This window comes from Thermodesulforhabdus norvegica, assembly GCF_900114975.1.
GTDB classification, from domain to species: Bacteria; Desulfobacterota; Syntrophobacteria; order Syntrophobacterales; family Thermodesulforhabdaceae; genus Thermodesulforhabdus; species Thermodesulforhabdus norvegica.
Genome location: NZ_FOUU01000001.1, coordinates 350,232 through 363,892, shown reverse-complemented (window position 1 = coordinate 363,892; position 13,661 = coordinate 350,232). Strand labels below are relative to the sequence as shown.

Here is a 13,661-nt window from a genome sequence, read left to right as displayed (position 1 = left end):
AGGTTTTAAAGATCCGGATAAACGTTTCCGGTTTCTATGATCTGCCAGCCTCTCGGTGTTTTCCCGAGAAGCAGGTTTACATGCCAGCCTACCCGGCAGTGCGTAAGAATCTCTTCCGGAAGCCGGAGTTCAACCGTTTCGATATCCGATGACAGGCTTGATAGAATCAGTCTTCCCGGTAGAATTTCTTCTATTGTGAAGTAATCGTCGATTTCCATAGTCCAGAAGCGGGGTGCATGAAGGTGGGCATGTTCATAAAGCAGACGTGCAAGCCTTTCTGCTGCGGGCAGGACTTTTGATGCTTCGGCAGCATACCTCATCGCCTTTCTGGCGCGAGCCTTGCCCACATATCCGTAATCGGCAAGCCATTTGGCGAGTTTTTTCGTAACCGTTCCCGACCATCTGAGCAGTGATTCGGAAGCCGCAACCTTTCTTATCATGAACTCGCCGAGAAAGGTGGGGAGGCCGGCAAGAATCTTGTCTGCCCCGAAGATCGAGCAAAACTCAAGGTTTTTCACCGTGTAGAGCCGCTCGTAGAGTTGATATTCCGCATCGGTCAGAAAGTTAGGGCCGTACCCGTCCAGGCAATGTCGGAGCAGTTCGGTCACGACCCTGTACTGCCTGAACGTGGCAGGCTTCAATCTTCTGTTCTGTTCCTGAAGAAATTCGTCGAGTAATTCATTTATGTTGGGGCGTGCGACCTGAGGAAAGGGTATGACCTGAGCCTTCTGCTTCATATTGTTACCGTCCTCGTGGGGATTTGTCGTTAAACTTCCTGTTGCTTATACTTTGGTTCCGCATCTCGGGCAATAGTTAAATGACGGATCCAGTTCGAGACCGCAGGATGGACATTGCGGCCTTCTGTGAAATTGGCGGCTTCTGGCAAAGTAGTCGGCCTGATCAGGAGGAGCGGCAAAACCACAACGTTCGCACATCAGGAGAGGTTCGCCTTTTTTTACAGGAAATAGCGGAATGAAGAAAAGGCTTACGTAGTGGTCTATTCTTTTCAATTTTGCCTGAGCCAGCCCACAGGATGGACACAGCCTGGGGTTTTCATCCAGTGTGACCGTTTTTGGTTGAACACCGCCGATAAAGAAAAACATCTGGTACCTCTTTTGGACCCCTGGGATGAGCAGGGTAGATCGGCCTTTGCGACCGATCTACCGGACATCAGGCTTCCTTTCCTTCTCCTTTTACTTCCTCAAATTCTGCGTCCACTACATCGTCACCGCCCTGGCTCTTCTGTTCCTTTTCTTCTTTATCTCCGGGAGTCCCCTGTGCTGCCTCTCTGTAGACCTTTTCGGCGAGTTCGTGAGAGAGCTTTATCAGGGCATCCGTTTCTCGAACAATGGCTTCTTTATCGTCTTTGTCCATGACCTCTCTGAGTCTGGATATCTGATCCTCGATGTTTTTTCTGACCTCGGGAGCCACCTTATCTCCCAACTCTCTGAGGCTTTTTTCCGTGCCGTAGATTATGTTATCGGCTCTGTTTCTGGCCTCTACGAGCTCTCTCTTCTTCCTGTCTTCCTCGGCGTGGAGTTCTGCCTCCTTGATCAGACGCTGTATCTCTTCTTCGGTCAATCCGCTGGAAGGCGTGATTTTTATCGATTGCTCCTTTCCCGTCGCCAGGTCTTTGGCCGAAACGTGAACGATTCCGTTAGCGTCTATGTCGAAAGTTACCTCGATCTTCGGGACACCTCTTGGAGCCGGTGGGATTCCTACCAGCTCGAAACGCCCCAGGCTTTTGTTATCGGCCGCCATTTCTCGTTCGCCCTGAAGAACGTGAATCATCACGGAGGTCTGATTGTCGGAGGCGGTAGAGAATATCTGGCTCTTTCTGGTCGGTATGGTTGTGTTCCTTTCGATGATTTTGGTCATTACCCCGCCCAGGGTTTCTATTCCGAGAGAAAGTGGAGTTACATCCAGCAGGAGTACATCCTTTACTTCTCCTTTAAGGACTGCCCCCTGGATTGCAGCTCCTATGGCAACGACTTCGTCGGGGTTAACACCCTTGTGAGGTTCACGACCGAAGAACTCTTTAACCTTTTCTTGAATGCGAGGCATTCGAGTCATTCCGCCTACGAGGATTACTTCGTCGATATCCCTCGGCGTTAGCCCTGCATCCTTCAGGGCCAGCTCCATAGGCGGTATCAACTTTTCAATGAGGTCTTCAACCAGAGATTCGAACTTTGCACGGGTGAGTTTTTTGACCAGGTGTTTTGGGCCGGTATGGTCTGCAGTGATGAAGGGCAGGTTTATCTCGGTTTCCAGTGCAGAAGAGAGTTCCATCTTTGCGCGTTCCGCTGCATCTTTTAGCCGTTGTAGGGCCATTCTGTCCTGACGAAGATCGATTCCGTGTTCTTTTTTGAATTCTTCGATCAGCCAATCGATTATCCGCTGGTCGAAGTCTTCTCCGCCCAGGTGGGTATCACCGTTTGTGGCTTTTACTTCGAAGACCCCGTCCCCGATTTCGAGAATCGATATATCGTAAGTTCCGCCTCCAAGGTCAAAGACGGCGATTTTTTCGTCTTTTTTCTTATCAAGGCCGTATGCAAGGGATGCGGCAGTCGGCTCGTTGATGATCCTGAGAACATTCAGGCCGGCGATTCTTCCGGCGTCCTTGGTTGCCTGACGCTGGCTGTCGTTAAAATATGCCGGAACGGTAATAACGGCGTCCGTTACCTTTTCACCCAGATAGTCTTCTGCGGTTTGTTTCATTTTCATGAGAATATAAGCAGAAATCTCAGGGGGACTGTACTGTCTTCCCTGAACTTCTACATGAGCATCGCCGTTTGGTGCTGATACGACTTTGTAGGGCAGTATGCCGAGATCCCTCTGAACCTCCGGTGAGTTAAATTTTTTCCCCATCAGGCGTTTTATTGCGTAGATTGTATTGGTCGGATTCGTTATTGCCTGCCTTTTGGCAACCTGTCCGACCAGTCTTTCTCCGGATTCCGTAAATGCCACCACCGATGGGGTGGTCCTGCCACCCTCCGCATTTGTCAGCACTTTGGGTTCTTTTCCCTCCATTATGGCGACTACGGAATTTGTGGTTCCCAGATCAATTCCTATAACCCGTCCCATGAAGGCTTATCCCTCCTCATCCTGTTTTTTCTCTTTTACCGATCGGGCCACAACAACCATGGCCGGTCTGAGCAATCTGTCTTTTAACATGTAACCCTTCTGGTATTCCTGAAGGACCGTATTTTCCGGGTATTCCTCTGTTTCCTGCTGCATTATTGCTTCGTGATAAGAAGGATCAAAGGGCTTGCCGACCGACTCAAAGGGCGTGCAACCAAACCTTTCCAGAGTTGAAAGAAAACTTCTCAGGGTGATTTCAACCCCTTCCAGAAGGGCCTTCGGGTCGGTCTCGGAGTTTGCGTGAGAAATGGCCCGTTCAAGGTTGTCTATAACCGGCAGGAGCTCTCGCAATATCTGCTCATTAGCGTAAGCAACTGCTTCATTCCTTTCTCGTTCAAGACGCTTTCTGGTGTTATCCATCTCCGCTGCCATTCGGAGTATCTTTTCGTTAAGCCTTGCGATTTTCTGATCTTTCTGTTTCAGGAGCTCTATCAATTCCTCTCTACTTATATCCTTGTAAGGATCTTTGGCTTCTGCTTCAGCTTCGACTTCCTGTGCATCCACCTGCTGTTCTTTTTCCTGCACATCCATCGAGTTATTTTCTTTGTTCCTGTGTTCTTCCGGCTCCACCTTTATCATGATAACATTAACCTCCTGATTGTATTATTTCCCCGCAGATGTCACCTTTTTCCGGATTTTGTAACACTTCGCTGAGAACCCGGGCTGTGAAGTCCACAATTGGGACGATTTTAGGGTAGTCCATTCTAAGCGGTCCGATAACACCTACCACACCCAACACGGTTTCCCCGCGTTTGTAAGGCGATGATACGATACCGATGTTTTCGAGGTCCTGGATATTGCTTTCGGGACCGAGAATTATCTGAACACCCTGCGTGGACTCCATGGTTACATCAAGGAGTTTTAATATGCGGGACTTATCCTCAAAGGCCTCAAGAATTTTTTTTAGCCTTTCTATATCTGTGAATTCGGGGTTATCCAGCAACTTAGACTGGCCCTCGATGTACATTTCCGTACTTTCGGCCTGTAGCTGAAGGGCCTCCTTTATTATCGTCACGGCGCGGTTGTATATCCGGTCGAAGAGCGCTTTTTCCTCCTGGAGTTCTTTGATTATGCGGTTTTTTATTTCCTCCAGCGTGAGGTTCCCGTAGGTTTCGTTAATGTATCTACCGAATCTGTCCAGTTCTTCCTGAGATATGTCCTCATCCAGGATGATGAGCCTGTGGTGTATTATGCCTGATTCCGCGACGAGAATTGTGAGCACGTGATTTTGGTGCAACCTTACGAACTCTATTCTTCTGAGACGGGTTGCCGATAGTCTGGGCCAGAGGACGAGAGCCGCCTGTGCGCATAGCGAAGACAGGACATGGGTGGTGCGCTTGAGAACATCTTCTATCCCGGACACATCCATGTAAGCCTGACGGATTACTTCTTTTTCCTTCTTCTCCAGTTCCTCCCACTCCATCAGGAATTCTAAATAAAAGCGTAAACCCTTCTCCGTGGGGATTCTGCCTGCGGAGGTGTGAGGCTGATACAAATATCCGAGATCTTCCAGATCGGCCATTATATTGCGGATTGTGGCAGAACTGAGGTTTTTCATATATTTTTTGGAAACGGTTCTGGATCCAACGGGTTCACCGCTTTTTATGTAATCGAGCACTACAGCCCGGAGTATACTCTGATCTCTGGGACTCAGTTCTGCCGTCATGGCTTTTACCACTCCTGCTTGTTAGCACTCTCACCTACCGAGTGCTAATCTAAAGTAGTTATGCTGACGCAAATTGTCAATTGTGCCCGGGGAAATAACCCGTTCATAGCAAGTTAAGCTTTCTGAGCACTTCGGCGAAGTCGTCCGCTCTTTTCGAATATTCTCTCAGGGCATTGAACCATTCGGCGAATCTGTACTTTTCTTCCAGTTCTTTCATGGCTTCTTCTTTTGCCTTGTCCTTAAAGGTTCTTCTGTCCCATAGGAGCAATCCCACGAAGACTCCACAGAGACCTCCGAAAACACCGATCATGGCTATTATTAAATTCTGCATGAACTCGAGCCTCTTATCAATCTGTTCAAATCTCTTGTCGACCTGTTCGAATCTTTTATCGATCTGCTCGAATCTCTTGTCTATCTGTTCAAGGCTTCTATCTATGGATTCTTTAAAGGCCTCCAGCATTGTTTCCAGTCTCACGAGCCTTTCCCTGTCTTCCTGGGAAAAGCCCTGTTTCTCCTTTTCTGCGTAAGAAGGCTGGGACAGGAGGCCGCAAATCAGAAGGCCTAACACCACGATCAGGATCTTCCTGTTTTGTATCATTATAAAAACCTCCCTGTCAGCGGGCTTTACCTGTTAATTAGCTTTTCATTTGCAGTCGTGATAATAACCGACCCCGGCTCACATGAGTCCCTCGTGACAAATTTCATCTTCGCTTTTTTATTCTACCCTGAAATATTCACAAAAATGACAAAAAGTCTCTATTTTTTTCTTTAATTGCTCAGGGCCTGTGAATTCAATTCCGATGGTGGTTTTTCTGCGAACCCGATCGATCTTTACACTCCTGACTTTTCCTTCAATCCCCCTTATTGGTTCTCCCGTTGGAAGATCAAAGCTGAGCTCCACAGGATCCTCCTTGACGACCAGAACTATCGTCTCAACTTCAAGACGGCATCCGCCACTGCTTATGTCAACAATACTCCCGGCATATTCCTCTCTTTTCTTACCCAGATGACTTCTTGTTTCCAGATTAACGGTTATACGCGGATATTTTCGCAGCATCTCGATTTCAAATCTCTCAGGATACTCCAGAAAGGTGATTCCGTCCTTTATCTTTTCTTTAATGGTACTAGAGAACTTATACATTGTACCCTCGTGGATATACCAGCAGTTCACCGGTCCTTCCACCAGAGCAACGAGGCGATCTGAGATTGCCACGACGGGTTCCTCGACCAATATAAATTCGCCGTGTCGTGCCCCGATTATTTTGCTTCGAGCCTTATGAGGCATGGTCTTATCGAGGGACTGTATTACTATTTCTTCGCCGATGTAAAGTGGAAGCTTCTTCACATGAGCCTCCTCTAGAGGTTTTCAACTCGGGTTATTTTATCCTCATAAATTCTCGAAGATCTGACCTGCCTATTAGCATTGTAACGGTTCCCCATACGGTGATGTAAGCCGTAGAGGTAAGCATGCCGAGACAGAGCCACCGGATCACCGGACAGAAACTTTCAAAATACGATTTTACGGCCTGAAACAGAACCAACGATGCCACGGTAGCAATTATGCACGTCAGGGTGGATCGAAACAAGCAGGTAATAACTTCAAAGGACCTGATTGGAAATCTTTTTCTCCACAGGCTTCCCAGACCGACGCAGTAGATAATCAGCCCCATGACACTGGCTAGAGCTATTCCCCTTTCCCCCATCAGTATTCTGCCGTAATGGAAAACGGGGATGCTTATAAAGGTAGCGACGGTTCCCACGGCAACGGGTGTGAGGGTATCGCCTGTAGCGTAGAAGGCTCTTCCCAGAATTTGCTGATAGGTCCAGAGCGGAACGGTTACCAGAAGAATCCTGAAAAGAGTCTTTGTCTGGAGGACATCATCGATCAAAAAACGTCCCTGGCCGAAAACGATGCCCACTGCCGGCTCTGCTACGGCAAAAAGTATGCCCGTGAGAGCCAATGCGAGGAAAAGGGATTTCTGTATTGCCCTGTCCAGGGTTTCCGCAAATCGGGAATAATCTTTCTTCGCAAAGAGCTCTGCAAGGAAGGGGTAGGATGCTACGGCGGCCGCCTGAGCCACTACGCCGACGGGAACAAAAACGAGCCGCCGGGCGTAGTTCAGCCTGCTTACGGCACCTTCTCCGGCCATTGACCCAAAAATCCTGAAGAACTGTTCGTCCAGGACGACAATAGACTGCCCGAGCATGAGTGGCAGGGCGGTTCTTATGAAGCGTTTCATTGAAGGATGGTTCAGCCTCAAGGAAAACTTCATCTCTTCGTTGATTATCACGGTAATTAGGGGCAGCAGGAAACTTCCCACGAAGGCTCCCAGAAGAACTCCCCAGCAGAAGCCGATCATGCCGTGCCTTCGCAACATAATGCCGCCGGAGATTATAAAAAGATTGTACAGAAGCGGGGCGAGAGATGGAATTATGAAATGCTTTTTCAGATACAAAAGCCCGTTGAAAAAAGCGCCACTGATGAAGAATATCTGGGCCGGTAGAATGATTCTAACGAAAAGGGTGAGCCGTCTTATTGCTGCTTCATCGAAGCCCGGAGCAATTCCGGGGATCACCATAGGCGCAGTAATTTCCATGATAAGGGTTATTAGAACTGCAATAAGAGTCGTCCAGAAGAGAGCGCAAAAGAAAAAATCCCAGGCTTCTTTTTCGTCTTTCAGAAACAGCTCCTGGAGTATGGGGATCAGGGTAATAGAGAAATATCCGCCGGCTAGAAGATAGTTTATGAAATCCGGAATAACGAAGGCTGTAAAGTAGATGTCCGATTCAATGGAAGCACCGAACCAGTAGGAAATGATCTTGTCTCTTACAAGACCCATGAAACGGGAGATCAGTATGCTTGAGCTTATAATAATTGCCGCAAGGGTTATTCCCTGGCGACTTCGCAAGATCATCTTAATTCCTCTTTGGTTGTCTTTTCTTCTATTATCCAGTGGTAAAGGGTCTTTCTCAGGTCGTCAGGGATTCTTGCAGGTTTGCCGGTGTGGTCGACACAAACCATGGCGAACTGAGCCTGCGTGCAGACCACGCCGTCCCGGTCAATTCGCTGAATTATAGAAAGGCTCCTGGACCCAAGTTCCAGTAACCCCGTGTAAACCTGTACGATTTCGTCGTAATGAAGACCTGCGAAGTATCTACAGCTGAGCTGGGCAATGGTGAGATGATATCCCCGCCTGATCAGAGAGGAATAGGGTAAACCGAGGGCCCTGAAAAAATCGTCCCGGGCAATTTCGAAGATGTGAAAATAGGCACCGTGGTACATCGCATTGCCGAGATCTATTTCGAAAAGAGGTATTCTTACGGTCGTCATGTGAGACGGCTTGAATGAGATCGGTGAGATACGCTTCATGGATACATCTCCTTAACCGTGCCGCAAAACTTTTGCCTTTTACGAGAATAATGATATGAATTGTTTGAGTAAAAATTCTTACGGAAGGGATAAATAAGCATTAAAGTATGAGAAAGTCACGCACAATAACGGCCCGCTCTGGATTCGACGATGAATTTTGTATCAGGATCCATCCTCGTGTGAAAAATCAGCTGGCCTGTATTAGGTGCCCCGAAGTCGCCGAATTCAAACCCGATCCTTTTCAGGTTGAGGCGATAGAGGCAATAAAAGAGGCCGATGTTCTTGTCACGGCACCGACCGGCGCGGGAAAGACTTATATTGCCGTGGAGGCTATACGTGATGTCTTTGACCGTGGAGGAAAGGCCTGGTATGCATCGCCCCTGAAAGCCCTTTCCAACGCTAAGTATGAAGAATTCGGTTGCCTCTTCGGTGCAGAAAATGTGGGCATCCTGACGGGGGATCGTAAAGAGAACCCGGAGGCGCCCGTAATAGTTGGCACAACGGAGATATTGCGAAACCAGCTCTACGATACAATGCATCGGGGCGATGACCTTGATGTGGATCTGGTGGTGCTGGACGAAGCTCACTACCTGGGGGATGAAGACCGGGGTGTTGTCTGGGAAGAAGTGCTCATATATCTTCCGCCGAGAGTAAGAGTATTGCTTCTTTCTGCAACCATCCGAAACGCTGCGGAAATATGTGACTGGCTTACATGGCTCCGGGGAAATGAATGTCGATGGGTGAATGCCACGGAACGCCCTGTTCCACTTTATCCGCTCTTTCTGTTTCCATCCGGGGAGCTTGTTCCACTGGAGACTCCTAAAGGTTTCTTTAAAAAGATTGATACCGTTCGGCCTGGAGATTTTCCGCGCTTTTACTTTCCGGACATTCCCAGGATTATGGAGGTATTGCGGACGGCCAACCTGCTTCCTGCCATATTTTTTCTCAAATCTCGGGCAGATTGCGAGCGAGCCATAGAAATGTGCCCGCCGGTGGACCATACCAGCCTGAACAAAAGCAGAGAAGAATTTCTTCAGAGAATTGAGGAACTGCTCGAGATATACCCCTTTCTGCGAAATCACAGACACCTGGAAATACTGAAAAGGTCTCGTGTGGGGGCTCACCATGGAGGTCAGCTACCTTATTGGAAGGTTTTCCTTGAAAAGCTCATGCAGGAAGGCTATCTGGAAGCCATTTTCTCCACATCCACGGTGGCGGCTGGAGTGAATTTTCCCGCCAGAACCGTTGTCATTACCCAGGATGATCGTTACAACGGTCACGAATTCGTGCCTCTTACCGCTACAGAACTCCTTCAGATGACCGGAAGGGCAGGACGTCGGGGAATGGACGAGGTGGGGTTCGTTCTCGTGGTACCGGGTCCTTATCAGGATGCGAGAAACATATACGAGTTGCTTAAAAGCCCACCCGATCCCATAGTCAGTCAGGTCAGGGTTAACTTTTCAATGGTTCTGAACTTACTTCTTTCTCACCGGCCTGAAGAAATTCGGGAGCTCTTTTCGCTAAGCCTTGCCACCTTTCAGAGTATGGCCGAAGAAAGGAAGCGCAAAAAGCAGATAACCGGTCGCCTGAAAAAAGAAATCGGGCGATGGCAGAAAGATATGGCCTGTGGAAGCTTTGATCGGCTTACGGAAATTAGAACCAGGTACATAAATTTAAGTCGCCGCATATCTGAGCTAAAAAGAACCTGGAAAAAGAGCTTTTTACCGGCCTCCGTAGAACACCTGCTTCTCAGGGGCAGGGTGGTTTACAACAGAAGAGGCGTGCCCTACGTTGTTTTCGAAAGACCTTTGCCGGGTTCCGATCGGATCAAGGCTGTCAGGCTGACCATTCCCCTGAAAACCAGGAAAGGCAGGGTGAAGATTTCGGAAATTAAAATATCGCGACTTGCATCCATAGGAGGGCATATACCCCATCTGCCCGAGCCTGCGGATCTTACTTCTTGGCGGAATGTTGTGGAAAGCTTTGAACGAAGCGGCAATTTCGGCGAGCATAAAATAAAACCTTTTCCCGGTGGGCCGGCCGAAGAAATGAAAGAGCTTCTTGCTCATCGCTCCGAGCTTCCCTGTGAGCGCTGTGAGCTCTATGGGCCTTGCATAAAAGAAACGAATCATCCTTTTACGGGGCTTATTTACCGTTACGAGAGGGTAATGGAAAATCTTACGAGCACCCAGGACAAGTTGTGGAATTCCTTCATGTACCACTATCGTTTTCTTCAACGAGAGGGGTATGTTGATGACGAAGGTCGGTTAACCGACGATGGGCTGTGGGCTTCAAAACTCCGCATCGATCAGCCTTTGCTTATTTCCGAATGCATCCGCAGGGGAGTATTCCCGGAAAATGACCCCGCCCTGCTTGCCGCACTCATTGCGCCCTTTGTTATGGACAGGGATCGTACTCAGGACATCGAGATGGCATCCCTCGTGTATCGGTACCCTGACCTTGCGGAACCCTATTTCAGGATGATCCAATCCCTGCAGGGGCTGAGAAACAGACTCCACGAATGGGGCTTTATGAACCCTCCTATTCCTTTCTGGACCGTACCTGCACTTTACTACTGGGCCCGGGGAAGCTCCTGGCAGCATGTTAAAGAAATTGCCCGTGTGGACGAAGGGGATCTCGTAATGCTTATAATCCGGACGGCAGACCATCTACATCAGATTGAATCACTCGTTGACACACACCCCGACCTTGCGCGTACGGCTCGTGAGGCGAGGACAAGGATTATGAGGGAACCGGTAATAGTGGTATGAAAAATGGCCAAATTCGCCGTTATTTCAGACATACATGCAAACCTGGAGGCTCTGGAGGCCGTCTTCAGAGATATTGAAAAACGCGGGGCTGACAGGATCGTGCATTTGGGTGATGTTATAGGATACAATGCCGATCCCTGTGAGGTCATAGATCGTGTGCTTGAACTCGGTATTATCGGGGTTGTAGGGAACCATGATGCCGCGGCTGTTGATTTGAAGCTCGCCGAAGGCTTCAATATGCTTGCCTACCATTCCATCCTTTACACCAGGGACAGGCTTGACGGGCACCATTACGGATATCTCGCTTCACTGCCCTTTAGTCTGATACTGGAAGGTTTTATGCTTTTTTTCCATGGATCCCCTGAAAGCTCCTCAACTTATATTGCCAACATGTACCAGGCTAAAAGAGCCTTCAACTACATCGTGAAACAGCTACCCTCTGTAAAGATAGTATTCTTTGGACATACTCATGTTCCCAAGATATGGGTGCGGGATCCGAGAGGTAAGGTCAGGGCCTTAGGAGTTGGTGCTTCTGAATCGGAACAGCTTTTTTATCTGGACCCTGAAAACATATACCTGATTAATCCGGGTAGTGTTGGTCAGCCAAGACAGCGTGATAACAGAGCATCTTATGTTATTTTCGATACGGAAAATTCTTCGGTGAGATTTTGTGCTGTTTCGTACGATATAGAAAAGGCTCAGAGAAAAATTCTTCAGGCCCGGTTACCCGAATTCCTGGCGGTAAGGCTTGCAGAGGGAATTTGAAAACGGAGAGGTTGGCTATGTTCGGTTCAAAAGAAATAACCCTTCGTTCCGGAAAAAAGGTTGTTATGAGACCCATGGTGCCGGAGGACGAAAAACGTCTTTACGAATTCTTCCGGAAACTTCCCGATGAACTTCTAATGTTCGTGCGCCATGATGTGAAAAATCCTGCTGTGATACGCGAATGGGTTGAAAATCTGAATTACGATCGGGTTTTGCCTCTTCTTGCACTGGACGGAGACAGCGTCGTGGCTGACGTGACCCTTCACAGGATACCCCATGGGTGGAAACGCCACATCGGACAGGTCCGTATTGTTGTGGCTCCCACTCATCAGGGTGAAGGCCTCGCCACGGCCATGCTGAATGAGGTTGTCGAGCTCTCGGCAGAACTGGGGCTTGAGAAACTCTGGGCCGAAGTCCCGCTAGATTCGGTTGCGGCCATAAGAGCATTCCGTAATGCCGGGTTCGGGTGCAAGGCCGTTATAGAAGGTCTGGTCAAGGATGTTAAGGGCAACAATCAGGATATTCTGATAATGGTCTGCGACATTGAGCGCTATTTTGATCGGAAGTGGTTAAAAGGCTCTCACGGGTAGTCATGGGATGACTTTTCCCTCTCCGAATTCAGGAATTTTTTCCAGCAAGTCTTTTTGCAATGCTCTGGCATGAGGATAGCGTTTTTCCGGGTCCTTTTCCAGGCATCGTAATATAATGTTTTCGAGTTCCGGGGGAATTTCCGGAACTAGTTCCCTCGGTCTTTGAGGAGGGGCTTCAAGGATCATGTCCATGAGCTCTTTTTCTTTTTCCGAGTAAAAAGGAAGGTATTCTGTCGACAGGGCATAGAGAAGAACTCCAAGAGCCCAGACATCACTGGCCCTGCGGCTCTGACCCAGTATCTGTTCAGGGGCCATGAAGGGTCTTGATCCCACAACGGTGCTGCTGACGCTCCTGAGGCTCACATCTTTTGCCGCCCCGAAATCAAGCACTTTAACCAATCCCTGGGACGTAACCACTATATTTTCGGGTTTTATATCTCTGTGCATTATCGCCATTTCATGAGCGTATGCAACGAGATCAACAGTCTGGAGAAAAACCTGCTCCTTCTGAGCGCTTTCCATTCCTTCATCCATTAACTCCTGAAGTGTGCGTCCTTCGACAAATTCTTCGATCAAGACGATTTTCCCACCCTGCTCCAGCACTTCTATGACACCCACGGCGTTGGGATGATCCTGTAGCTTTCGAAGAATTTCGGCCTCCTGCAATAGTTTTTCGTTGATGCGGCTTTCATGGGGGATTTTTGCCACGGCAAAATATTCGGAAACAGTTCCGCGCCTTCGTACCAGCCATACTTCTCCAAAGCTTCCGAAACCCAGGCGTCGAACCCTTTCCCATCTTCCTCCTATGATAGACACCATCTCCGGAGTTACGACAGGCTGTCTGGGGCGAAACATCCTGAGGGCAAAATCGCTAAACCGCCTCCAGAGCGATAAACCTCTGTCGGCCGTTGATAGCTGTTTTACGGCCTTAGAAGGAGAGCGCTTTTTGATGGAGTTCAGAAACAATTTTATGCGTTTTTTTATCCTTTCCGGCGTGTCGTCGGCAAAAGCATAATCGGCAACTTCCCGGGAATTTATCACTTCGGAGATGGTCGAAAGGTTTTCTTCTTCCGGCGGTAAAAAGACAAAAAGAGCGGCCTGATCGTTCTGTGTTTTCAGGTACCCTTCGTGACGGTTATTCCACATTGCAAAAATAATATCGGCTGTAGTGGATGACGGCGATGTGAGTATGTTAATCTCTGTACCAAGCTCTGAGGCCACGGCTTCCATTACGATAAGTTGAAGATTTTCCGGCAGATCCAGGAGAAGTACCGATTCGATTTTCGGTTTTTCCATCTCTTCATTCCGCCAGATCACAAGAAAAGGGGGAAATTCCTCTGGAATTTCCCCCTCCGAAC

At 48.6% G+C, this 13,661-nt stretch carries 13 protein-coding genes; 3 read left to right on the top strand and 10 right to left on the bottom strand.

Annotated elements, in window-relative coordinates; all coding sequences use genetic code 11:
* Window positions 1-5: 5 nt before the first annotated feature.
* The 9 genes from BM091_RS01740 to BM091_RS01700 form a co-directional block, all read right to left on the bottom strand.
* Entirely contained in the window at window positions 6-737 is a 732-nt protein-coding gene (locus tag BM091_RS01740) for a hypothetical protein (RefSeq protein WP_093393014.1), read from the bottom strand.
* A 45-nt stretch (window positions 738-782) separates the two neighbouring features.
* Entirely contained in the window at window positions 783-1,103 is a 321-nt protein-coding gene (locus tag BM091_RS01735; RefSeq protein ID WP_093393012.1) for a zinc ribbon domain-containing protein, read from the bottom strand.
* A gap of 67 nt (window positions 1,104-1,170) precedes the next feature.
* Complete coding sequence (dnaK, locus tag BM091_RS01730; RefSeq protein WP_093393011.1) at window positions 1,171-3,084, bottom strand: molecular chaperone DnaK; 1,914 nt, start codon at window positions 3,082-3,084, stop codon at window positions 1,171-1,173.
* Between the two features lie 6 nt (window positions 3,085-3,090).
* The gene (grpE, locus tag BM091_RS01725; RefSeq protein ID WP_093393009.1) at window positions 3,091-3,720 is read right to left on the bottom strand and encodes a nucleotide exchange factor GrpE; all 630 of its coding nucleotides are present in this window, start codon (window positions 3,718-3,720) and stop codon (window positions 3,091-3,093) included.
* Window positions 3,721-3,727: 7 nt separating this feature from the next.
* Entirely contained in the window at window positions 3,728-4,807 is a 1,080-nt protein-coding gene (gene hrcA / locus BM091_RS01720) for a heat-inducible transcriptional repressor HrcA (protein WP_093393008.1), read from the bottom strand.
* A 103-nt stretch (window positions 4,808-4,910) separates the two neighbouring features.
* Window positions 4,911-5,405, bottom strand: a complete 495-nt coding sequence (locus tag BM091_RS01715) for a hypothetical protein (protein WP_093393006.1) — start codon at window positions 5,403-5,405, stop codon at window positions 4,911-4,913.
* Window positions 5,406-5,522: 117 nt separating this feature from the next.
* A complete protein-coding gene (locus BM091_RS01710; protein WP_093393005.1) occupies window positions 5,523-6,152 on the bottom strand; it encodes a flagellar brake protein in 630 nt (209 codons plus the stop codon).
* A gap of 31 nt (window positions 6,153-6,183) precedes the next feature.
* The gene (gene murJ, locus BM091_RS01705) at window positions 6,184-7,722 is read right to left on the bottom strand and encodes a murein biosynthesis integral membrane protein MurJ (RefSeq protein ID WP_093393003.1); all 1,539 of its coding nucleotides are present in this window, start codon (window positions 7,720-7,722) and stop codon (window positions 6,184-6,186) included.
* Window positions 7,719-8,177: an acyl-CoA thioesterase gene (locus BM091_RS01700; RefSeq protein WP_093393002.1), complete on the bottom strand. Its 459-nt coding sequence runs from the start codon at window positions 8,175-8,177 to the stop codon at window positions 7,719-7,721. Before BM091_RS01700 ends, murJ begins: the two co-directional genes overlap by 4 nt.
* A gap of 107 nt (window positions 8,178-8,284) precedes the next feature.
* On the opposite strand from BM091_RS01700, the gene BM091_RS01695 reads away from it, so the two are divergent.
* From BM091_RS01695 to BM091_RS01685, 3 genes are read left to right on the top strand one after another with little or no spacing between them, the layout of a single operon-like run.
* Window positions 8,285-10,948 (top strand): DEAD/DEAH box helicase, encoded by a 2,664-nt coding sequence (locus BM091_RS01695; RefSeq protein WP_093393000.1) that lies wholly within the window; start codon window positions 8,285-8,287, stop codon window positions 10,946-10,948.
* 3 nt (window positions 10,949-10,951) lie between these two features.
* Window positions 10,952-11,713, top strand: a complete 762-nt coding sequence (locus BM091_RS01690; RefSeq protein ID WP_093392999.1) for a metallophosphoesterase family protein — start codon at window positions 10,952-10,954, stop codon at window positions 11,711-11,713.
* Window positions 11,714-11,730: 17 nt separating this feature from the next.
* Window positions 11,731-12,303, top strand: coding sequence for a GNAT family N-acetyltransferase (locus tag BM091_RS01685; protein WP_093392997.1), 573 nt, complete (start codon window positions 11,731-11,733; stop codon window positions 12,301-12,303).
* On the opposite strand, the gene BM091_RS01680 is transcribed toward BM091_RS01685, so the two are convergent.
* Window positions 12,304-13,599 carry a serine/threonine protein kinase gene (locus BM091_RS01680; RefSeq protein ID WP_143083080.1) on the bottom strand — a complete coding sequence of 432 codons (1,296 nt, stop codon included), beginning with the start codon at window positions 13,597-13,599 and terminating at the stop codon, window positions 12,304-12,306.
* Window positions 13,600-13,661 lie beyond the last annotated feature (62 nt).